Origin of the sequence: Mycobacterium sp. SP-6446, assembly GCF_001954045.1 — a bacterium.
Classification (GTDB): Bacteria; Actinomycetota; Actinomycetes; order Mycobacteriales; family Mycobacteriaceae; genus Mycobacterium.
On sequence record NZ_MBEM01000140.1, the window covers coordinates 17966 to 39854 of the forward strand.

18 protein-coding genes are annotated in these 21889 nt (G+C 68.3%); 10 read left to right on the forward strand and 8 right to left on the reverse strand.

What is annotated here, in order from left to right; genetic code table 11:
- Nucleotides 1-18: 18 nt before the first annotated feature.
- From A5736_RS12905 to A5736_RS12930, 6 genes are all read right to left on the reverse strand, one after another.
- The gene (locus tag A5736_RS12905) at nucleotides 19-2826 is read right to left on the reverse strand and encodes a (Fe-S)-binding protein (RefSeq protein WP_076246597.1); all 2808 of its coding nucleotides are present in this window, start codon (nucleotides 2824-2826) and stop codon (nucleotides 19-21) included.
- Nucleotides 2827-2944: 118 nt separating this feature from the next.
- Nucleotides 2945-4606, reverse strand: a complete 1662-nt coding sequence (locus A5736_RS12910; protein ID WP_076246599.1) for an Hsp70 family protein — start codon at nucleotides 4604-4606, stop codon at nucleotides 2945-2947.
- Between the two features lie 54 nt (nucleotides 4607-4660).
- On the reverse strand, nucleotides 4661-5083 hold the full coding sequence (locus A5736_RS12915) for a hypothetical protein (protein ID WP_139333294.1): 423 nt from the start codon (nucleotides 5081-5083) through the stop codon (nucleotides 4661-4663).
- A 96-nt stretch (nucleotides 5084-5179) separates the two neighbouring features.
- Nucleotides 5180-5728 (reverse strand): hypothetical protein, encoded by a 549-nt coding sequence (locus tag A5736_RS12920; RefSeq protein WP_076246604.1) that lies wholly within the window; start codon nucleotides 5726-5728, stop codon nucleotides 5180-5182.
- Between the two features lie 35 nt (nucleotides 5729-5763).
- Nucleotides 5764-6315: a hypothetical protein gene (locus A5736_RS12925; protein ID WP_175611262.1), complete on the reverse strand. Its 552-nt coding sequence runs from the start codon at nucleotides 6313-6315 to the stop codon at nucleotides 5764-5766.
- A gap of 163 nt (nucleotides 6316-6478) precedes the next feature.
- Nucleotides 6479-7933: an amino acid permease gene (locus A5736_RS12930; RefSeq protein ID WP_076246607.1), complete on the reverse strand. Its 1455-nt coding sequence runs from the start codon at nucleotides 7931-7933 to the stop codon at nucleotides 6479-6481.
- A 150-nt stretch (nucleotides 7934-8083) separates the two neighbouring features.
- Between A5736_RS12930 and A5736_RS26350 the strand changes: the two genes are divergently transcribed.
- The 5 genes from A5736_RS26350 to A5736_RS12955 all read left to right on the forward strand — a co-directional run bounded on the left by A5736_RS26350 (nucleotide 8084) and on the right by A5736_RS12955 (nucleotide 13938).
- A complete protein-coding gene (locus tag A5736_RS26350) occupies nucleotides 8084-9529 on the forward strand; it encodes a hypothetical protein (protein ID WP_076246609.1) in 1446 nt (481 codons plus the stop codon).
- A gap of 263 nt (nucleotides 9530-9792) precedes the next feature.
- Nucleotides 9793-11661, forward strand: a complete 1869-nt coding sequence (gene dnaK, locus A5736_RS12940; RefSeq protein ID WP_076123559.1) for a molecular chaperone DnaK — start codon at nucleotides 9793-9795, stop codon at nucleotides 11659-11661.
- Nucleotides 11658-12323 carry a nucleotide exchange factor GrpE gene (gene grpE / locus A5736_RS12945; RefSeq protein ID WP_076246611.1) on the forward strand — a complete coding sequence of 222 codons (666 nt, stop codon included), beginning with the start codon at nucleotides 11658-11660 and terminating at the stop codon, nucleotides 12321-12323. The genes dnaK and grpE overlap by 4 nt, the downstream gene beginning before the upstream one ends.
- Before the next feature lie 53 nt (nucleotides 12324-12376).
- The gene (gene dnaJ / locus A5736_RS12950) at nucleotides 12377-13552 is read left to right on the forward strand and encodes a molecular chaperone DnaJ (protein WP_076246613.1); all 1176 of its coding nucleotides are present in this window, start codon (nucleotides 12377-12379) and stop codon (nucleotides 13550-13552) included.
- Nucleotides 13552-13938, forward strand: coding sequence for a heat shock protein transcriptional repressor HspR (locus A5736_RS12955; RefSeq protein ID WP_076246615.1), 387 nt, complete (start codon nucleotides 13552-13554; stop codon nucleotides 13936-13938). Before dnaJ ends, A5736_RS12955 begins: the two co-directional genes overlap by 1 nt.
- Nucleotides 13939-13949: 11 nt before the next feature.
- On the opposite strand, the gene A5736_RS12960 is transcribed toward A5736_RS12955, so the two are convergent.
- Nucleotides 13950-14840 (reverse strand): aldose 1-epimerase, encoded by an 891-nt coding sequence (locus tag A5736_RS12960; RefSeq protein ID WP_076246617.1) that lies wholly within the window; start codon nucleotides 14838-14840, stop codon nucleotides 13950-13952.
- A 9-nt stretch (nucleotides 14841-14849) separates the two neighbouring features.
- Nucleotides 14850-16022, reverse strand: coding sequence for an FAD-binding oxidoreductase (locus A5736_RS12965; RefSeq protein WP_076246618.1), 1173 nt, complete (start codon nucleotides 16020-16022; stop codon nucleotides 14850-14852).
- A 104-nt stretch (nucleotides 16023-16126) separates the two neighbouring features.
- On the opposite strand from A5736_RS12965, the gene clpB reads away from it, so the two are divergent.
- The 5 genes from clpB (at nucleotide 16127) to A5736_RS12990 (ending at nucleotide 21838) form a co-directional block, all read left to right on the forward strand.
- Complete coding sequence (gene clpB / locus A5736_RS12970; RefSeq protein WP_076246704.1) at nucleotides 16127-18673, forward strand: ATP-dependent chaperone ClpB; 2547 nt, start codon at nucleotides 16127-16129, stop codon at nucleotides 18671-18673.
- A gap of 118 nt (nucleotides 18674-18791) precedes the next feature.
- A complete protein-coding gene (ttfA, locus tag A5736_RS12975) occupies nucleotides 18792-19643 on the forward strand; it encodes a trehalose monomycolate transport factor TtfA (RefSeq protein ID WP_076246620.1) in 852 nt (283 codons plus the stop codon).
- 93 nt (nucleotides 19644-19736) lie between these two features.
- Nucleotides 19737-20279, forward strand: a complete 543-nt coding sequence (gene pyrE / locus A5736_RS12980) for an orotate phosphoribosyltransferase (RefSeq protein ID WP_076246706.1) — start codon at nucleotides 19737-19739, stop codon at nucleotides 20277-20279.
- Nucleotides 20280-20291: 12 nt separating this feature from the next.
- The gene (locus A5736_RS12985; protein ID WP_076246622.1) at nucleotides 20292-21197 is read left to right on the forward strand and encodes a hypothetical protein; all 906 of its coding nucleotides are present in this window, start codon (nucleotides 20292-20294) and stop codon (nucleotides 21195-21197) included.
- Nucleotides 21194-21838, forward strand: a complete 645-nt coding sequence (locus tag A5736_RS12990; protein WP_076123567.1) for an RNA methyltransferase — start codon at nucleotides 21194-21196, stop codon at nucleotides 21836-21838. Before A5736_RS12985 ends, A5736_RS12990 begins: the two co-directional genes overlap by 4 nt.
- Nucleotides 21839-21889: the final 51 nt, after the last annotated feature.

Consider the following 21889-nt stretch of genomic DNA (forward strand, 5'->3'; position numbering starts at 1 on the left):
ACAGAGCTCAAACTGTGATCAACGCTTCCCCGGCGGGCGGGCGCCGCGCGCGATGCCCAGCCCTTTAACAGGCGCGGCGGGCGCCGGCGGCGGGGCCGCCTCGCCGTCGGCCTGCTCGGACGGCTCCGGTTCGGCTTTCGCTTCCGGTTGCTGCTCGGCCGGCTCCGGCTGCGCGGGAGCCGTCGGCGCCGCGGGCGCGGCTTTCTTCGCGCCGGGCCGTTTGGCGCCCGCGGCGATACCCAACCCCTTCACCGGGCCGGCGGGTGCGGCGGGCGTGGCCGGGGCCTCGGCTTCCGCCGCCGGCGCACTTTGCTCGGCCGCCGGGGCCGCGGCCTTCTTGGCGCCGGGTTTCTTGGCGCCGGCGGCCAACCCCAGGCCCTTGGCGGGTGCGGCCGGCGCGGCGGGCGCCGCGGTTGCCGATGCCTCCGCCCCCGGGGCCGCTTTCTTGGCGCCGGGTTTCTTCGCGCCGCCTGCGATGCCCAGACCCTTGGCGGGTGCGGGAGCCTTGGCGGGCTGCTCGGCGGGCTTGGGTGCCTCGGCGGGGGCTTGCGCGGGTGCGCTCGGCGCCGCGGCCTTAGGCGCCGCGGCGGCCCGCTTCTCGGCCTCCTTGGCGGCCGTGCCCTTCGCCGGCAGGGTCGCCTTGTCGTACTCGAGCGACCCCAACAGCACCTGGGCCACGTCGAGCACCTCGACGCCGCTGCGACCGGCTTCCTCCTGCCGGTCGTTGACGCCGTCGGTGACCATCACCCGGCAGAACGGGCACGCGGTGGCGATGGTGTTGGCCCCCGTGGCCAGCGCCTCGTCGACGCGTTCGTGATTGATGCGCTTGCCGATGTGCTCTTCCATCCACATGCGGGCACCGCCGGCGCCGCAGCAGAAGCTGCGCTCGGCGTGGCGCGGCATTTCGGTGAACTTCGCGCCGGAGGACCCGATCAGTTCGCGCGGCGCCTCGTACACCTTGTTGTGCCGGCCCAGATAGCACGGGTCGTGGTAGGTGATGTCCTGGGACACGGGGGTGACCGGGACCAGCTTCTTGTCGCGCACCAGCCGGTTGAGCAGCTGGGTGTGGTGCAGCACGGTGTAGTTGCTGCCCAGTTGCCGGTATTCCTTGCCGATGGTGTTGAAGCAGTGCGGGCAGGTGACGACGATCTTGCGGTCGACCGTCTCCACACCCTCGAACAGCCCGTCCAGTGTTTCCACGGCCTGCTGGGCCAGCTGCTGGAACAGGAATTCGTTGCCCGACCGGCGCGCGGAGTCGCCGTTGCAGCTTTCACCGGTGCCGAGCACCAAGTACTTCACGCCCGCGATGGACAGCAGCTCGGCGACGGCCTTGGTGGTCTTCTTGGCCTTGTCGTCGTAGGCGCCCGCGCAGCCGACCCAGAACAGGTATTCGTAGCCGTCGAAGCTCTCCACATCCTGGCCGTAGACCGGGACGTCGAAGTCCACCTCGTCGATCCAGTTGGTTCGGTCGCCGGCGTTCTGCCCCCACGGATTGCCCTTGGTTTCCAGGTTCTTGAACAACGTGGACAGCTCGGACGGGAACTCCGACTCCATCATCACTTGGTAGCGGCGCATGTCGACGATGTGGTCGACGTGCTCGATGTCGACCGGGCACTGCTCGACGCACGCGCCGCAGGTGACGCAGGACCACAGCACGTCGGGATCGATCACGCCGCCCTGTTCCTCGGTGCCGACCAGCGGGCGGTTCACCTGCTCGGGTCCCGACCCGGGGACGCGGCCGAACCCGGACTCCGGCACATGATGGTGCTCACCGCGACCCGACTCGACGTAGCCGCCCTCGGCGGCGGGTTCCTTTTCTCCCAACAGGTACGGCGCTTTGGCCATCCAGTGGTCGCGCAGGTCCATGATGACGAGCTTGGGCGACAGCGGCTTGCCGGTGTTCCAGGCCGGGCACTGCGACTGGCAGCGCCCGCACTCGGTACAGGTGGCGAAGTCGAGCATGCCCTTCCAGGTGAAGTCCTCGATCTTGCCGCGCCCGAATTCCGCGTCGTCGGGCGGGTTTTCGAAGTCGATCGGCTCGCCGCCGGACTCGACCGGCAGCAGCGGGCCCAACCCGTCGGGCAGCCGCTTGAACACCACGTTGATCGGCGCCAGGAAGATGTGCAGGTGCTTGGAGTGCAGCACGATGATCAGGAAGGCCAGCATGACGCCGATGTGCAGGAGCAGCGCCACCGTTTCCAGGTACTCGTTGCCGGTGTGGCCCAGCGGCCGCAGGATCGTGCCGAACAGCTGCGACAGGAACGCCCCGTCACCGTAGGGCAGCGTGCCGTTGTTGACCGCCGACCCGCGCACCAACACGTACGTCCAGATGACGTTGAAGATCATGAACAGGATCAGCCATGCGCCGCCGGTGTGCGAGCCGTAAAACCTTGACGTGCGGCCTATTTCGCGCGGGCTGCGCATGATGCGGATCACCGCGAAGGTGGCGATGCCGAGGAACACGGCCGTCGCGAAGAAGTCCTGCAGAAAACCCAGCGCGTCCCATCGGCCGATGATCGGGATGTGGAAGTTCGGCTGGAAGAGCAACCCGTAGGCCTCGATGTAGACCGTGAGCAGGATGAAGAAGCCCCACATGGTGAAGAAGTGCGCCAGCCCCGGGATCGACCATTTCAGCAGCCGGCGCTGCCCGAAGACTTCGGCGACCTCGGTCCAGATCCGGGTGCCGACGTTGTCGGTGCGCCCGGTCGCCGGCTGGCCGGACATCACCAGCTTGTACAGCCATAGGACCCGGCGGGCCGCGAATGCGCCCACCAACACGGTCATGCCCAGGCCCACTACCAGTCTGATGACGGTCTGCGTGGTCACAGAAGGTCTCTCCCATGCATCGTTGCTCTAGCGTGCTTTGTTGCCTGCTCAGGCTTGCTCATAGTGACACCTTCGCCGCTTTCGACGCGAGAGAGGCTGCCCTAACTTCCCGCCCGGGTTAGCGCCCGAACGGAAGCTGCGGCAGCGGCAGTCCCCCGCGCGTGGTCGTCGGCGCCGCGGTGGTCGTTACCTGCGACGTCGTGGTCGGCGGGGCCGTGGTGGCGGTGGTGGTCGGCGGCGGGCTCGTCGTCGTGGGCGGCGCGGTGGTCGTCGTCGTGGTGGGGGCCGGGGTTGTCGTCGTGGGCGCGGGCGACTGTGTGGTGTTCGTCGACGGCGGTGGCGGTGGGATCACTGTCACAGTGGGGCTGTTGTTCGGCCCGGTGATGGTGACGGTTTGCGACGTCTGCGGCGGCCCGGGTGCGTTCGTCGGGGTGGACTTGGTGCGGAGCAGGGTCAGGGCCAGCACGATGGCTACCAGCACTGCCGCGAGCGCCGCGGCCACGGTCAACACCAGCGCCGTGCGCTTGTACCAGGGCAGCCCGGCGGCCGGCGCGGCATAACGATCCTCGTCGGCGTCGCCGAATCCCGTTGGTTCCCTGCCGTAGCCGGCCGGGTGTTCGGGGCCGGTATAGGGGACCGGCTCCGCCCCCTCCGCGTCCTGTGACCACGCCAACGGGGTGGGCGGCACACCGGCTGCAGCGGCGGTGGCAACCGCTTCGGTCGGGTTTTCGACGAGCGGACTCGCGGCGGTGGCCGCGCCCGCCGACGACTGCAGTCCCGCGAGCGCCGCCGCGCCGATGGCGGCGCTGTAGACGGGCTGCGGCGTGGTGAGGACCGGCACCTGCAGGCGCCCCGACAGTCGCGTCGTGATCAGCGGGATGCTCGCGCCGCCGCCGACAATCGCCACGGCGGCGAGGCTGGATCGCGCAATCCCGTTGCGCCGCAACAATTCTTCGACGGAGCCTACGAATCGATCCAGGGGCTGGGAAATGAGTTGTTCGAACTCGCTGCGCGAGAGCGTGACACCCCTACCGGAACCGTCCTGGATCGTGGCGATCGTCGCCGCCGACAGATGTTCCTTGGCGCGCTGGCATTCGACGAGCAGAGGGGTCAGCGACCCAGGCCGGGTGACGCCGGCGACGGCGCGGGTGGTATCCGCGTCGGCCGCCGACCGCACGTGGTTGAGGATGAGCTGATCGATGGCGTCGCCGGAGAACTCCGTGTGCCGGACCGAAGGGCCGGTCTGCTGAGAGTTCGTCGCCGCGTCGGTCAGCGTGACGGTGGTGCCGCCCGCGCCGAAATCGCACAGCGCGACCGTGCCGGCGGTCGGGAATCCGGGCTTGCCGCGCAGGGCCATCAGCGCGGCCGTGGCGTCGGAGATCAATGCCGGCGCCACGCCGCCTTGGGCCAGCGTCGGTTGGGCGAAAAACTCGGCACGCAGGGCGGCGTACTGCGCCTCGGACCAATAGGCGGGGACTGCCACGGTGATCGGCGACCCGTAGCCGGCCGCGCGCGCCATCGCCTCGAGCGCCTCGACAGTCAGGGCCTCGCCGAGGTATTTGCTTCCGTCGGCGGCCACCAATGGAGCCCGGTCTCCGACCCGCTCGACGAATCCACGCATTACCAGCCCGGCCGGGTTCGGATTCTCTTCAGGCAGGCCAACTTCGGATGGTCGGTCGTTATACAGCGTCAGCACCGATCTGCGGACCAGCGGGGCGGTGCCCTCGCGGGCCGCGACCAGGTTGGCCACGCCCAGCGACAACCCGAGCGACTCGCCCATATCGCGCACCCCCGTGTCCGTTGTCTCGCTGGCGAGTCTAGGTGCGCCGCCGCATCACCGGCCTGGCGGCAAGGTGACCTCGGTCATTGGTGGCGGCGACGTGATCATCGTGGGCACCTCTGGGAAAGCCTCGGGCGGCGGCGACGTGACGACCGAGGGTACCTCCGGGAAAGCCTCGGGCGTCGGCGAGGCGATGGTTGCTCCGGCGGCCGTCGCCGACTCGTCGAGCATCGGTCGAGGCCGCGGAACGACGGGCGCGGCGGTGGTCGGCGTGGTCTCGATTACCGGCGCTGACATGGAGGGACCCTGGGCCAGCTGCAGGACGCCCCAGATGTTCAGTGCGACGAGGACCGCGATGGGGATGCCCCATCCGACCAACGCGATCAGTTTGCGCCAGCGCGGGACCGACTCCGCGGGCTCAGGCTCTTGGATTCCCCCGATCACGCCAATCGCACGTGGCGGCGCGTAGCTTGTCATGGTCGTGACGGTATCGGCGGGCGCTACCCGCGGGCCGCTGCCACGCGCGCCGCCACCGATCAGCGACCAAACCTTGATCGCACCGCGACCTGCGCCTCAGCGCAGGGCGGGCGGGACCGTCATGGTTGGCCCGCCCGGAATGGTGATCACCGGCGGAAGCGACGGCATGTGATGCCGATGCGATGGCTGCTGTGAGGGCTGCTGCGTGGGCTGCTGGGTCGGCTGTTGGGCCGGCGGCTCGACCGCACTGCTGCTCGACGGTGACTCGGTCGTCGTGCTCGGCGACGTCGTCGTGGTGGTGGTGGTGGTGCTGGTGGGCGACGTCGTGCTGGTGCTCGGGACGTGGCTGGTGCCCTGGTCTCCGCCGAGCAGCTGCGTGATGCCGAAAACGATCAACGCGATCAGGATCAGGACGAGCAAGGCCCACCCGAGCAGCATGACCGGCCTGCGATACCACGCGGTGGGCTCGGATTCCTCGTCGAACGGATCGACGGATTGATCCGGTTGGTACTCCCCGGGCGGAGGTTCCCCGGGGGCCTGACCGGTGGGGGCCGCTTCGGTGAATGGCGGCCGCTCACCCATGCCGAAACCCGCATGCCGGGTCGGTTCATTGTGGAAGTCGTCCGGCGGGCCAGTGCGTGCCACGGCACCGATGGTACTGACCCCTCCGGCGGGTCAGCTCAGAACGTGTTCACCTTGTCGACGCTGACGAACATTCCGTGCCCGGTGTGGTCGTTGGTGAACCGGGTTCCGTCGGTGCTGGCGTTGATCGTCCAGCCCTGGGCCGCGTAGGTCTTGTAGTCGATGGTGACGGTCGGGATGGCCCCCAGGTTGCCCAGCACCCACTCGACGGAACCGCCCGAGGTGATGCTGACGCCGTTGGCATGCTCGCCGTCTTGCAGCGGAGAGTTGGTGAACGGTGCCTCGCACCCGACGCTGTCCTTGTTGATCTGGCAGCGCGTCACGCCGGACTTGGTTTCGATGAAGACGTAGCCGTTGTTGTCGGGCGGCAGCGGGATGGCTCCGGCCGGCGCGGTCGGGCTGCTCGGCGTCGGGCTGGTGGGCGGCGTCGACGACGACGGCGAGGGGCTCGACGTCGTCGTGGGGAAGGTGGGTTCCGTCGGCCCGGTACCCGGCTTGGCGATCGGCCTGCCCTCGATGACGGAGCTGCAGCCGGAAACCAACTCAAGGCTCGCCAGCAGCGCCACCAGCAGCAGCGAGCCACCGGCCAGACTCCGCTGCGCCTTCCGCGATAACCGCACGCATTACTCCCCGAGGATCTCCGATATCAGGAAATCAGCGTACGGCCGGCATAACGAAAGTTGCTGCAGGCGGGCGGTTATCGATATCGAGCCGATGGCTCAGGTTTATCGCCGCGTGACACGCGTGCGCGGCCTAAGCCGCCACCGACGGGTCGGTGGGCGGTAGGGCCGGGATCGCGTCGAGCGCGGCGGCTCGCACCCGACCGCGGACCAGGAACCAACCGCCGATGAGCCCGGGCACACCGATGATCGTCGCGCCGAGCAGCCAGGGCCCTTGCACCTTGTCGAAGAACATCAGGACCACGACGCCGGCCAGGAACGCCAGCGTGAGATAGCCGCTGTACGGCGACAGGGGCATGCGGAAATTCGGCCGTTGCAACCGCCCGGCCTTCGCCCACCGGTAAAGCTGCAGCTGGCTTGCCACGATGGTCCCCCAGGCGAACACGATGCCCACGGCGGCGACGTGCAACACGATTTCGAACGCCTGGCTCGGTTTGACGGCGTTGAGCACGATGCCCAACAAACCGACCGCGCTGGTGAGCAGGATTCCCCCGTATGGCACACCATTCCTCGACATCGGCGCGGTGAACTTCGGGCCGCTGCCGTTGATCGCCATCGAGCGCAGGATTCGGCCCGTGGAATACAGCCCCGCGTTCAAACTCGACAACGCCGCCGTGAGCACCACCACGTTCATCACGCTGCCCGCGCCGCTGTAACCCATTTTGGAGAAGAACGTCACGAACGGGCTGACGTGATCCCGGTACGCGGTGTAGGGCAGCAGCAGCCCAAGCAGGACCGTGGACCCGATGTAGAAGACCGCGATGCGGAACACCACCGAGTTGATCGCGCGCGGCATGATCTTCTCCGGGTTTGCCGTTTCCCCGGCCGCGATGCCCACCAATTCGATTGCGGCGTAAGCGAACACCACCCCCGAAGTGACCAGCACCAAGGGCAGCAGGCCGGTGGGCAATAGGCCGCCGTGGCTGTCCCACAGACCCGTCCCGGTGTCATGCCCGTCGACCTTGAAGCGCCCGACCACAAAGACCGTGCCGACGACGAGGAAGGTCACCAGCGCCAGGACCTTGACCAGCGAGGCCCAGAACTCCAGCTCACCGAAGGCCTTGACCGAGATCAGGTTCATCGACAACACCAGGACGAGCGCGATCAACGCGAGGGCCCACTGCGGAACGACCTGCAACGCCTTCCAGTAGTGGCAGTAGTGCGCGATCGCCGTGGTGTCCACGATGCCCGTCATCGACCAGTTGAGGACATACATCCAGCCCGCGACGAAAGCCAGCTTCTCCCCGAAGAATTCGCGGGAGTAGGACACGAACGACCCCGACGACGGGCGGTGCAGCACCAGCTCGCCGAGCGCGCGCAGGATCAGGAAGACGAAGATGCCGCAGATCCCGTAGACCAGAAACAGTCCGGGACCCGCCGACGCGAGCCGTCCACCGGCACCGAGGAAAAGGCCCGTCCCGATGGCGCCACCGAGGGCGATCATTTGTATCTGGCGATTTTTGAGGCCCTTGTGATAGCCCGCGTCTTCGCGCGCGAGCCGCACGGTGGCGCTGTCTGGCTCTGGCATCGAGCTCCTGCCGTGGTGGCTTCGGGAAAGCTCAGGCTAACCCATGGCTGTGCCGCCCGCTCGTCACCGGCAACGAAGGCCCGCACGCGCACGTTGTGGTTCGATCGGCGGGAATAGGCGAACCCAACGCGGGCTGACGACGGGAGAACTGTGACACGACGATTCGGTGGCCTCCTGGCGCTTCCGCTTATCTGGGTGCTGGCCGCGCTGCTGGCTTCGCCAGCGCACGCCGACAACTACACCGACGCGCTGGTCGCCAAGTTCAACGCCCAGACGCATGTGGTGGCCGACCCTGCGGCGAGCCCGCCGTTGCAGAACCCGGACACGTTGAACGAGCAGATCCTCACCGGCCGGTGGACGTGGAGTTCGGCACCGCCGGTCTGGGTGGCGGCGGTGGCACCCGCCCAAACCGGCATCACCACGCCGGACACCATCCACGACGTCATGGTGCGTCGCACTCCCGACTTCAGCGGCGTCATCCTGGTCATCGACGCCAAGGGCTACCACGTGCGCGCCTACAACGTGCCGAAGGCCATCGCGGACAACGTCGACCGACTCATGGGCCAGGCGGCCAGGGATAACCGCAACGACCCCCGCGGCGCGGCCCGTCAGTTCGTCGCCAGACTGACCGCCGTGCAGGTGGCTTCCGGCGCGCCGGCAACGAGCTCCCCGGTGGTGCACCAGAAGCACACCAGCTGGACGTGGTTGTGGGTGCTGCTGGCCATCGTCGCCCTCGTCCTAGCGACGATCGGTTTAGTCTCGTTCGTCGCGAGCCGGAGTCGTAAGCGCCGCAAGGACTCCGAGGCGCGAGAGCGGTTCACGCAGGAACTGATCGCGGCGGAATCCGACGTCGCCGACCTCGACAACGCGGTGCTCGCCGAGAGCACCCCGGACGTCAGCGCCGAGCAGGTGAAGGCCAACGCCGGTCTGCACGACGCCCGCAAGGCAGCCGAGGCGGGGGACTACACCGCGGCGCTGGCACACCTCAGGGCGGTGCGGTCCACGGTGGAGAAGGCCGACCGGAAGCTCAACCCGGCGAAGTATGCGGCGAATCCCGAGGAAGACCCCAAGCAGGCGCAGGTGCGGGCGAAGAACCCGGACACCGGGCAGTACGTCACGATCAACAACAACGACTACCGGGCGGTGCCGCAACCGGGCTACCCGCACTACTACGCCGGTGGCTACTACAACGGGATGTTCTTCAATCCCGGCTACTACCCGTACGCGTTCTGGGGTCCGGGCTGGGGCTGGGGTCTCGCCGACGTGGTGGTGCTGGACGCGCTGCTAGACGACCGTTGGGGCGGCGGCTACGGCGGCTACGAGCGCGGCTTCGAAGCGGGCCGGGATTCGGCGTTCGCGGACTCGGGCTTCACCAGTGGTCAATCCGCCGGCTACGACAGCCAGCAGGCCAACGTCGGATTTGACGGGGGCTACTCGAGTTCCGGTGGCGACGTCGGATTCGGCGGCGGTTACGACTCCGGCGGCGGAAACGTCGACTTCGGCGGGGGGTCCGACTCCGGCGGCGGCTCGGACTTCGGCGGTGGCTCGGACTTCGGCGGCGGGTCCGACTCCGGCGGCGGCGACTTCGGGTTCTGAGAGCTCGGGCGCGCCTTCTCCGCCGAGATTGCCGTGAGGGTCGCGATTTGGACGCCTGCCACGACCATGGCGGCAATCTCGGCGGAATCCGGAGCGGGACCCCGGGAACAAGACGCTGCCGCCTGCCGTTAGGATGATCAACAAGTTGAGTGACCCAGGCTCAATTCTGGGTTGACACCCGGAAGCCCGAGAGGGCAGGCTTGAGTGGGGTTCACTCAGCATAGTGCCACCAAAAAAGCTCTACACACTCAGGAGGAATCACTATGGCTCGTGCGGTCGGTATCGACCTCGGGACCACCAACTCCGTCGTCGCAGTACTCGAGGGTGGCGACCCCGTCGTCGTCGCAAACTCCGAGGGCTCACGCACCACTCCGTCGATCGTCGCGTTCGCGCGCAACGGCGAAGTGCTCGTCGGCCAGCCCGCCAAGAACCAGGCGGTCACCAACGTCGACCGCACCGTGCGGTCGGTCAAGCGGCACATGGGCACGGACTGGTCCATCGAGATCGACGACAAGAAATACACCGCGCAGGAAATCAGCGCCCGCGTTTTGATGAAGCTGAAGCGCGACGCCGAGGCCTACCTCGGTGAGGACATCACCGACGCGGTCATCACCACACCCGCCTACTTCAACGACGCCCAGCGTCAGGCGACGAAGGAGGCCGGCCAGATCGCCGGCCTGAACGTGCTGCGCATCGTTAACGAGCCGACCGCGGCCGCGCTGGCCTACGGGCTGGACAAGGGCGAGAAGGAGCAGCGCATCCTGGTCTTCGACCTGGGCGGCGGCACCTTCGACGTTTCGCTGCTGGAGATCGGCGAGGGCGTCGTCGAGGTCCGTGCCACCAGCGGTGACAACCACCTCGGTGGCGACGACTGGGACGACCGCATCGTCAACTGGCTCGTCGACAAGTTCAAGGGCACCAGCGGCATCGACCTGACCAAGGACAAGATGGCGATGCAGCGGCTGCGTGAGGCCGCCGAGAAGGCCAAGATCGAGCTCTCGAGTTCGCAGAGCACCTCGATCAACCTGCCCTACATCACCGTTGACTCCGACAAGAACCCGCTGTTCCTCGACGAGCAGCTGACCCGCGCCGAGTTCCAGAAGATCACGCAGGATCTGCTCGACCGCACCCGTCAGCCGTTCCAGTCGGTGATTAAGGACGCCGGCATCTCGGTGTCCGAGATCGACCACGTCGTGCTGGTGGGCGGTTCCACCCGGATGCCCGCGGTGTCGGATCTGGTCAAGGAGATGACCGGCGGCAAGGAACCCAACAAGGGCGTCAACCCCGACGAAGTCGTCGCCGTGGGTGCGGCGCTGCAGGCGGGTGTCCTCAAGGGCGAGGTGAAAGACGTTCTGCTGCTTGACGTTACGCCGCTGAGCCTCGGTATCGAGACCAAGGGTGGCGTGATGACCAAGCTCATCGAGCGCAACACCACGATCCCGACCAAGCGGTCGGAGACCTTCACCACGGCCGACGACAACCAGCCATCGGTGCAGATCCAGGTCTACCAGGGTGAGCGCGAAATCGCTTCGCACAACAAGCTGCTCGGCAGCTTCGAGCTGACCGGTATCCCGCCGGCTCCGCGGGGCGTCCCGCAGATCGAGGTCACCTTCGACATCGACGCCAACGGCATCGTGCACGTCACGGCCAAGGACAAGGGCACCGGCAAGGAGAACACGATCAAGATCCAGGAGGGCTCCGGCCTTTCCAAGGAGGAGATCGACCGGATGATCAAGGACGCCGAGGCGCACGCCGAGGAGGACCGCAAGCGTCGCGAGGAGGCCGACGTTCGCAACCAGGCCGAGACGCTGGTCTACCAGACGGAGAAGTTCGTCAAGGAGCAGCGTGAGGCCGAGGGTGGCTCGAAGGTCCCCGAGGACACGCTGAACAAGGTGGATGCCGCTGTGGCCGAGGCGAAGTCGGCGCTCGGTGGCACGGACATCACCGCGATCAAAGCGGCGATGGAGAAGCTGGGTCAGGAGTCTCAGGCGCTCGGACAGGCCATCTACGAGGCCACCCAGGCGGAGTCCGCGCAGGCCGGTGGCGGTGAGCCCGGCGGCGGCGCGGGAGCCGGCTCCGCTGACGACGTCGTGGACGCGGAGGTGGTCGACGACGACCGGGAGGCCAAGTGACCGAAGGCAACCCGCAAGAACAGGTAACGGTTACCGACAAGCGGCGGATCGATCCCGAGACCGGCGAAGTACGGCATGTCCCTCCCGGCAGCGCGCCGGGAGGGGCGGCGCCGGCGGCCGGTGACAAGGCCGACGAGGCGGGTGCCAAGGTCGCCGAGCTGACGGCCGATCTGCAGCGTGTGCAAGCTGATTTCGCCAACTACCGCAAGCGGGCGCTGCGCGATCAGCAGGCGGCGGCGGATCGGGCCAAGGCCACCGTGGTCAGCCAATTGTTGGGCGTGCTCGACGATCTCGACCGGGCGCGCGCCCACGGCGACCTCGACTCCGGCCCGCTGAAGTCGGTCGCGGACAAGCTGATGAGCGCGCTGACCGGGCTCGGCCTGGCGGCGTTCGGAGCCGAGGGCGAAGACTTCGATCCGGTGTTGCACGAAGCGGTGCAGCACGAGGGCGACGGCGGCGAGGGCTCCAAACCGGTCATCGGCACCGTCATGCGACAGGGCTACCGCCTGGGCGAGAACGTGCTGCGGCACGCCCTCGTCGGCGTGGTCGACACGGTCGCCGAGGACGGCCAAGACTCGCCCCCCGCTGGTGAGCCCGTCGAAAGCGAGGCCGAACCCGAGCCGGCCGATACGGACGATAACGCCGACACCTCAGGTGACTAAGGCTCAGAATCAACACAACAACCGAAGAGAAAGGTGGGAGGGGGTGGCGCGACATGGCCCAGCGTGAATGGGTCGAAAAGGACTTCTACAAGGAGCTGGGCGTCTCCTCCGACGCCAGTCCCGAGGAGATCAAGCGTGCCTACCGCAAGCTAGCGCGCGATTTGCATCCGGACGCGAATCCCGACAACCCCGCCGCCGGCGAGCGATTCAAGGCGGTGTCGGAGGCGCACAACGTTTTGTCGGATCCGGCTAAGCGCAAGGAATACGACGAAACCCGCCGGCTGTTCGCCGGCGGTGGCTTCGGTGGCCGCAGGTTCGACACCGGCGGCTTCAGCTTCGACGTCGGCGGTGACGGCGCCGAGTTCAACCTCAACGATTTGTTCGACGCGGCGGGCCGAACCGGCGGCACCAACATCGGCGACCTCTTTGGCGGCCTGTTCGGCCGTGGCGCCAGCGCACGTCCCAGCCGGCCGAGGCGCGGCAACGATCTGGAGACCGAAACCGAGCTGGATTTCGTCGAGGCCGCCAAGGGCGTCGCGATGCCGTTGCGGCTGACCAGTCCCGCGCCGTGCACCAACTGCCACGGCAGTGGCGCGCGCCCGGGCACCAGCCCGAAGGTGTGCCCGACGTGCAACGGCTCCGGCGTAATCAGCCGGAATCAGGGCGCTTTCGGCTTTTCCGAGCCGTGCACCGATTGCCGGGGGAGCGGGTCGATCATCGAGCACCCCTGCGAGGAATGCAAGGGCACCGGCGTCACCACGCGCACCCGCACCATCAACGTGCGGATACCGCCGGGTGTCGAGGACGGACAGCGCATCCGGCTCGCCGGGCAGGGCGAGGCCGGGTTGCGGGGCGCCCCGTCGGGCGACCTGTATGTGACCGTGCATGTGCGGCCGGACAAGATCTTCGGCCGTGACGGCGACGACCTCACCGTGACCGTCCCGGTTAGCTTCACCGAATTAGCTTTGGGTTCAACGCTTTCGGTGCCCACCTTGGATGGCAAGGTGGGTGTCCGGGTGCCCAAGGGCACCGCCGACGGCCGCATCCTGCGGGTGCGTGGACGCGGCGTGCCCAAGCGCGGCGGCGGCAGCGGGGACTTACTCGTCACCGTCAAGGTCGCCGTCCCGCCGAACGTGGAAGGCGCCGCCAAGGAGGCCCTGGAGGCGTACGCGGAGGCAGAGCGCTCCAGTGGCTTCAATCCCCGGGCTGGATGGGCGGGTAATCGCTGATGGCTAAACAACCCAAGCGAGACGACGCGCGGACCTTCCTGATTTCGGTGGCCGCCGAACTGGCCGGCATGCATGCGCAGACCCTGCGGACCTACGACCGCCTCGGCCTGGTCAGCCCGCGCCGGACTTCCGGTGGGGGGCGCCGCTATTCGCAGCACGACGTGGATCTGCTGCGCGAGGTGCAGCGGCTGTCCCAGGACGAGGGCGTCAACCTCGCCGGCATCAAGCGGATCATCGAGCTGACCAATCAGGTCGAGGCGCTGCAGTCGCGGCTGAAGGAAATGTCCGAGGAAATAGCGGTGTTGCGCGCCAACCAGCGTCGTGATGTCGCGGTGGTGCCCAAGAGCACCGCATTGGTGGTGTGGCAGCCGCGCAAGGGCCGCTGAGACTTCCGTCGCTAGACCCGGATCGAGAACTGGGTGACCGCCGGCTTGCCGTGTCGCGCACACCGGTAGCCGCCGCGGCGCAGGGCGTCGGTCGGCGCGGCCATCGGTTCGAAACAGATCACGTCTTCGGCGAGCGGCGCGAAGATCTGCGCCGCCGGAAACCCCCGCTCGAAGTGCACTTCGAGGCGGCGGCCGCCGCCGGACACGGCGAACACCTCCCCATCGGCCACCTCGTCGTAGGCATCGTCAAAGGCTTTGTCGCCCAACGGCTCTTCCCGACCCGGCTGCTCCTCCGATTCGCCAGTGGGCAGGCCCTTTTCGTCCAGGCTCAAATGACGAAGCGGTGGCGTCTCGATGATCCACTCCCCGCGGGCCACGTCCGGCAGGCGCAGATACGGATGAAAGCCGAAGCACAGCGGAACCGCCGTATCCCCGGTCGCGGTGACGGTGGTGCGCACCGTCAGCCTCCGATCCGCCAGCCGCACTTCCATCGTCAGCAGATGCCGATAGGGGAAGCTGGCCAGCAACCGGGGATCGGCGCCGAAGTCAAGCTCGGCGGTCAACTCGTCGGCCGACTGCGCGATCACCCGCCAGCCCGGGTAGGCGGCCAGTACGCCGTGGATGGGCAACCCATTGGGATCGGCACGCACACCGTTTTCGCCCGGCGCCAGCGTCACGGTCGCCTTCTCCGCCGTATATGTGTTGTCGCCCAATCGATTTGCCCAGGGATACAGAATCGGAATCCCCATCGTCTTGCCGTCGGAGACATAGGCGTCCAGCCCGCGGCGTTGCCCGAGCAGTTCGATACCGCAGTCGGCCAGCGACGTCCCGATCATGCCCGCGTCGGGCACCCACTGCGCGGTCACCGATGACGACGCATCGTGCAGCGTCACGACATGCACGCGGTCAGCTTAACGCGACAGCGGGTCGTGCTGAATGCGTTCCGGTGGGGCGCCTTTCGCGACGAGAGCGGCCTTGGTGGCGCGGACCATGGCCGGACCGCCGCAGATCAGGATCTGCCGGTCGCCCCAGCCGCCGTACTTGGTCACCACGTCGGGCAACCGTCCGCTCTGGCGCACGTGCAGGCCGCGCGGCGGCGTCACGTCGGGATAGTCGGCGGCCCAAGGTGGATCGCGGTTGTACTCGGTGACCGGCGAGACCGACAGCCACGGATTGTGCGTGGAGATCTGCCACAGGGTGGGCAGGTCGTAGAGCTCGCAGAAGTAGCGGGCGCCGAAGAACAGGTGCACCCGCGGATTCTCCGCGTAGCGGGACATGTCCATGATCAGCGCCCGCAGCGGCGCCAGGCCGGTGCTGCCCGCCACCATCAGCACGTCGCCGCCGTCCCGGTCGACGCTGAGGCCGCCATGCGGGCTGGACAACCGCCAGCGGTCGCCGGGGCGGGCTTCCTCGAGGATTGCGGTGCTGACCAGCCCCCCGGGCACCAGGCGGACGTGAAATTCGATGCCGCCGTGCGGGTCGGCGGGAATGGCGGGGCTCAGATACCGCCACCGGCGCGGGCACTGCGGAACCTGGACGTTGACGTACTGACCCGGGTGATAGGGCATCGGCCGGTCCAGCCGCAGCCGGACGACCGCGAGGTCCCGGGATACCCGAAGGTGCTCGATCAGGGTGCCGTCCCACCAGGCGGGCCCCTCTTCGGCGTCGGCGGCCCCGCTCATCACCCCGGTGATGAGGTGAAGCGACTGGGTGGCCGCGTCGTCGACCGCGTCGGTCCAGCCATCACCGATGTGCCCGCGCAGCGACGCGTACAGCGCGCGATGCAACGTCTCGTAATGCGTTGGCAGCACACCGTATTTGCGGTGATCGCGGCCGAGCTGGACCAGAAAGGCCACCGGCTCCTGCGCCCGCTGCGCGACCAGCTCGCCATACACCCAGTGCAGCGCGTGGGCGAAAGCGGCGCGCTGGGCCTCCATCTCGGGCGGGAACAGGTCGCGGATCGAGACGTCGAGGTCGAACCAGTTGGTGTAGAACCGGCGGACGAGGTCGTTCCCGAGGCCCGGGCCGTCCGGCGCGAAGGCGTCGCGCAGCACCTGCAGCGCGTCCCGGTCGTCTAAGCCCACGGACGCCGATTCTAAGTCCGGTAGAGTTGAGCGGAACAGACTCAACCTTGACGGCGTTGAACATCGCGACAAGCATTTTCACTACGTACTTGAACGGAGGTGTCGTGGACTCTTTCAACCCGACAACCAAGACGCAGGCGGCCCTGACATCGGCCCTCCAGGCGGCGAGCGAAGCCGGGAATCCCGAGATCCGGCCCGCTCACCTGCTGTTGGCGCTGCTGACCCAGAACGACGGGATCGCCGCGCCGCTATTGGAGGCTGTCGGCGTCGAGCCCGCCACCGTCCGCGCCGAAGCGCAGCGGCTTCTGGACCAGCTGCCCCAGGCCAGCGGCGCCAGCTCGCAACCGCAGCTGTCCCGCGAATCGCTGGCCGCGATCACCACCGCCCAGCAGCTGGCCACCGAGATGGACGACGAATACGTCTCCACCGAGCACCTCATGGTCGGGCTGGCCACCGGTGACTCCGACGTCGCCAAGCTGCTGACCGGACACGGCGCCTCGCCGCAAGCGTTGCGGGAGGCGTTCGTCAAGGTGCGCGGTAGCGCCCGGGTCACCAGCCCCGATCCCGAGTCCACCTACCAGGCGCTGGAAAAGTACTCCACCGACCTGACCGCGCGGGCCCGCGAGGGCAAACTCGACCCGGTTATCGGGCGGGACAACGAGATTCGCCGCGTCGTGCAGGTGCTCTCCCGTCGCACCAAGAACAACCCGGTGCTCATCGGCGAGCCCGGCGTAGGCAAGACCGCCATCGTCGAGGGCCTGGCGCAGCGCATTGTCGCCGGCGACGTGCCGGAAAGCCTGCGGGACAAGACCGTCATCGCCCTGGACCTCGGGTCGATGGTGGCCGGCGCCAAGTACCGCGGCGAGTTCGAGGAACGGCTCAAGGCCGTGCTCGACGACATCAAGAACTCCGCGGGCCAGATCATCACGTTCATCGACGAGCTGCACACCATCGTCGGCGCGGGTGCGACCGGCGAGGGCGCGATGGACGCCGGCAACATGATCAAGCCGATGCTGGCCCGCGGCGAGCTCCGACTCGTCGGCGCCACCACGCTCGACGAATACCGCAAGCACATCGAAAAGGACGCCGCGCTGGAGCGGCGCTTCCAGCAGGTCTTCGTCGGCGAGCCGTCGGTCGAGGACACCGTCGGCATTCTGCGCGGGCTGAAGGACCGCTACGAGGTGCACCACGGTGTGCGCATCACCGACTCCGCGCTGGTGGCCGCCGCGACGCTGTCCGACCGCTACATCACGGCGCGCTTTTTGCCGGACAAGGCGATCGACCTCGTCGACGAGGCGGCATCGCGATTGAGGATGGAGATCGACTCGCGGCCCGTCGAGATCGACGAGGTCGAGCGGCTGGTGCGCCGGCTCGAGATCGAAGAGATGGCGCTGGCCAAGGAAGAGGACGAGGCGTCCAAGGAGCGGCTGGAGAAGCTGCGCGCCGAGCTGGCCGATCACAAGGAGAAGCTGGCCGAGCTGACCGCCCGCTGGCAGAACGAGAAGAACGCGATCGACATCGTTCGCGAACTCAAGGAGCAGCTCGAGACGTTGCGCGGCGAATCCGACCGCGCCGAGCGCGACGGTGACCTCGCCAAGGCGGCCGAGCTGCGCTACGGGCGCATCCCCGAGGTGGAGAAGAAACTCGACGCCGCGCTACCGCAGGCCGAGGCCCGCGAGAATGTGATGCTCAAGGAAGAGGTCGGTCCCGACGACATCGCCGACGTGGTGTCGGCGTGGACGGGCATCCCGGCCGGGCGGCTGCTGGAGGGCGAGACAGCCAAGCTGCTGCGGATGGAAGACGAGCTGGGCAAGCGCGTCGTTGGGCAGAAGAAGGCCGTGCAGGCCGTGTCCGACGCGGTGCGGCGCAGCCGGGCCGGGGTCGCCGACCCCAACCGGCCGACGGGATCGTTCTTGTTCCTCGGCCCCACCGGCGTCGGCAAGACGGAGCTGGCCAAGGCGTTGGCGGACTTCCTGTTCGACGACGAGCGGGCGATGGTCCGCATCGACATGAGCGAGTACGGCGAGAAGCACTCGGTGGCCCGCCTGGTGGGCGCGCCTCCCGGATACATCGGCTACGACCAGGGCGGTCAGCTCACCGAGGCGGTGCGCCGTCGGCCCTACACGGTTGTGCTGTTCGACGAGGTCGAGAAGGCCCATCCGGACGTGTTCGACGTGCTATTGCAGGTGCTCGACGAGGGTCGCCTGACCGACGGCCAGGGCCGCACCGTCGACTTCCGCAACACGATCCTGATCCTGACGTCCAACCTCGGGTCGGGCGGCAGCGAGGAGCAGGTGCTGGCCGCGGTGCGCGCCACGTTCAAGCCGGAGTTCATCAACCGCCTGGACGACGTGCTGGTCTTCGACGGCCTCAACCCCGAAGAGCTGGTGCAGATCGTCGACATTCAGCTGGCCCAGCTGGGCAAGCGGCTGGCGCAACGGCGGCTGCAGCTGGAGGTGTCGCTGCCGGCCAAGAGGTGGCTGGCGCACCGCGGGTTCGACCCGGTCTACGGCGCCCGGCCGCTGCGCCGGTTGGTGCAGCAGGCCATCGGCGACCGGCTGGCCAAGATGTTGCTGGCGGGCGACGTGCACGACGGCGACGTGGTGCCCGTCAACGTCAGCCCCGACGGCGACTCGCTGGTTCTCGGCTAACGGCGCGGCTCGCAGTCAAAACCGCCAGCGCACACTGGGACGCCTGGTGCATGCTGTGATGGGGTTGTGACCTGGTCGGTTTCTGTATTCCCGGCGGATAGCAGATACCCTGTTGGGGATGGTCCCCCTTTGGTTCACGCTCTCCGCGCTGTGCTTTGTCGGCGCGGTGGTGTTGCTGTACGTCGATATCGATCGACGCCGGGGACGCAGCAGGCGGCGTCGATCGTGGGCGCGGTCGCACGGCTTCGATTTCGAGCGTGAATCCACCGACATCCTGAAGCGCTGGAAGCGCGGCGTGATGTCGACGGTCGGCGATGTTCCGGCCCACAACGTCGTGCTGGGTCAGATTCGCGGCGAGGCCGTGTACATCTTCGACCTCGAGGAAGTCGCCACGGTGATCGCGCTGCACCGAAAGGTGGGCACGAACGTCGTCGTCGACCTGCGGCTCAAAGGGCTGAAAGAGCCACGGGAGAGCGACATTTGGTTGCTGGGCGCCATCGGGCCCCGGATGGTGTACTCCACCAATCTGGATGCGGCGCGGCGGGCCTGCGACCGCCGCATGGTCACCTTCGCGCACACCGCGCCCGACAGCGCCGAGATCATGTGGAACGAGCAGAACTGGACGCTGGTCGCGATGCCGATCGCGAGCACGCGCACCCAATGGGACGAGGGCCTGCGCACGGTCCGCCAGTTCAACGACCTGTTGCGGGTGTTGCCGCCGCTGCCGGAGGAGACCTCCGCCGACGCGGGGGCGCCGGCGGGCCTCCGCAATGCGTCGCCGAGCCGACCGTTGGCTCCGGCCGGGCGCGCGGAGCTGACGTCCCGGCGCCCGCAGCAAGACGTGGCCGGGCTGCTGGGCTCCGACGTTCAGGGCGCCCGCCGCAAACCCGAGCCGGTGCGCCGCGACCCCGGCGGGCGTCCGCCGCCGGCGGGGCGCAACGGCCATCAGGCCACTAACTACCAGCGCTGATAGCGCGCCGGGCCGGTCGGGGTCCGGTCAGTACACTGTCGCTCATGCCACGCCCCGTCGCCCTGATCACCATGACGAAGCGAGTCGGTGGTCGTGACCGGAGCTGATGATCGCACCGAGCTGGCCGACCTGGTGCGACGGCTGTCGGTGGTGCACGGGCGGGTGACGCTGTCGTCGGGCAAGGAGGCCGACTACTACGTCGACCTGCGCCGCGCCACCCTGCACCACCGGGCCTCCGCACTGATCGGCAGGCTGATGCGCGAGCTCACCCGCGACTGGGACTACGCCGTCGTGGGCGGCCTGACACTGGGCGCCGACCCGGTGGCGACGGCCATCATGCACGCGCCGGGCCGGCCGATCGACGCGTTCGTCGTGCGCAAGTCGGCGAAAACCCATGGCCTGCAACGGCTTATCGAGGGGTCGGAGGTCGCCGGTCAGCGCGTGCTGGTGGTCGAGGACACCAGCACCACGGGCGCGTCGGCGCTGACGGCCGTGCGTGCCGTGCAGGACGCGGGCGGCGACGTCATAGGCGTGGCCACCGTGGTGGACCGCGCCACCGGCGCCGCCGAGGCCATCGAGGCCGAGGGCCTGTCGTACCGCAGCGTGCTGGGCCTCGCCGATCTGGGGCTGGGGTAGGCCGCGGGCGGTATGCGCAGCTTCATCGCGGTGTTCGCCTGTCTGGCGGTTTGCCTGCTCGGCTGCTCGGGTTCCACCCATCCCCTCAACCCCTACGGCGCCCAGGGCGCGCGGCTCGGCGAATCGCTGGCGCTGCTCGGCTGGAACATGTCGGTGTCGAACCTGCGCTGGGACGGCGACTACGTGCTGGTCGACGTCTCGGCCGCCGTGGCCTCCAAGGATCCACATGCGCCGCACGCCAAGGCCGAGGACGTCCGGTTCGGGCTTTACGGCGCGCTGGCTCATCCCATCGAGTCGTTCGGGCTGGGCAGTTGCGACGCAGCGGCGACCAGCGTGCACGATCTCGGCTCTCCGCTGTCGGCGCCCCCCGACCGGCTGACCGGCACGGTCTGCCTCGGCCCGCTGAAGGATCACAGTCAGGTCCGCGGGATCTACACCTACTCGCCGCGGGACCGGATCCCGAATACGTCGGCGGCCTATCCGGCGGCGTTCCCGCTGGGGATGATGCCGACCAACGCCAACGACACCGGCCTGGTCGTCAAGACCACCAGCCTGTCGGCCTGGCGCGCGGACGGAATCCCGGTCACCAAGGCGCAATTGGGTGATGCGGGAGCTTTCAATGGCAACGGCTACATGCTGCTGGGGCTGGAGGCCGACTCCGTCGCCGCCCGGTATCGCGACGACTCGGCCAAGCGCGGCGGCCCGTTGATGCTGCTCTCCTCGCCGACGCTGCCTGGGCCGGGATTGAATCCGGCCTGCGCGGCGTACGGGTCGTCGGTGCTGATCCTTCCCGACGCGTCGCTGGACGCGGTGCACGTCAACGCGTCGCTGTGCACCCAGGGCGAGATCAACGAGGCGCTGCTTTATGCGACGGTGGCGGTCGACGGCACCCATGCGGGGGTGTGGACGCAGAAATGACCGGACCCGGACCGACCGAATGGGGCATACCGGCCGGGGGCGTCGGGCCCTGGGAGGGCGACCTTCCCAATGACCCGCGCTACGACCCAAACCTGTTGCGCGACGGCGATACTCGCAATGTCGTCGATGCCTACCGCTACTGGACCCGGGAAGCGATCATCGCCGACATCGATACGCGCCGTCAGCCGCTGCATGTGGCGATCGAGAACTTCGGCCACGACGCGAACATCGGCTCGGTGGTGCGCACGGCCAACGCGTTCGCCGTGCACACGGTGCACATCGTCGGGCGGCGGCGCTGGAATCGCCGCGGCGCCATGGTGACCGATCGTTACCAGCGGCTGTGTCATCACGACAGCGCGGCCGAACTGCTGGACTTCGCCGCCGACGCGGGTCTGACGGTCGTCGCCGTGGACAACGTTCCCGGGGCGGCGCGTCTGGAGGAGACGGCGCTGCCGCGCGAGTGCCTGCTGGTGTTCGGCCAGGAGGGGCCCGGCATCACCGGCGAGACCCGGGCCGGTGCGGCGATCACGGTGTCCATCGCCCAGTTCGGCTCGACGCGCAGCATCAACGCCGGCGTCGCCGCCGGGATCGCGATGCACGCCTGGATCCGGCAGCACGCGGACCTGACCCGCGCCTGGTAATCGCTCCGCGACCCGAGCGCGGCTTGCGAACGCACCTCAGCGGGTACCAGA

Coding starts and splice junctions, on each gene's coding strand:
- ttfA (WP_076246620.1), top strand. CDS start 18,792: ATGGTCCCCCTTTGGTTCACGCTCTCCGCGCTGTGCTTTGTCGGCGCG.
- A5736_RS12985 (WP_076246622.1), top strand. CDS start 20,292: ATGCGCAGCTTCATCGCGGTGTTCGCCTGTCTGGCGGTTTGCCTGCTC.
- A5736_RS12955 (WP_076246615.1), top strand. CDS start 13,552: ATGGCTAAACAACCCAAGCGAGACGACGCGCGGACCTTCCTGATTTCG.
- A5736_RS12910 (WP_076246599.1), bottom strand. CDS start 4,606: ATGGGCGAGTCGCTCGGGTTGTCGCTGGGCGTGGCCAACCTGGTCGCG.
- A5736_RS12915 (WP_139333294.1), bottom strand. CDS start 5,083: ATGACAAGCTACGCGCCGCCACGTGCGATTGGCGTGATCGGGGGAATC.
- A5736_RS12930 (WP_076246607.1), bottom strand. CDS start 7,933: ATGCCAGAGCCAGACAGCGCCACCGTGCGGCTCGCGCGCGAAGACGCG.
- dnaK (WP_076123559.1), top strand. CDS start 9,793: ATGGCTCGTGCGGTCGGTATCGACCTCGGGACCACCAACTCCGTCGTC.
- dnaJ (WP_076246613.1), top strand. CDS start 12,377: ATGGCCCAGCGTGAATGGGTCGAAAAGGACTTCTACAAGGAGCTGGGC.
- A5736_RS12990 (WP_076123567.1), top strand. CDS start 21,194: ATGACCGGACCCGGACCGACCGAATGGGGCATACCGGCCGGGGGCGTC.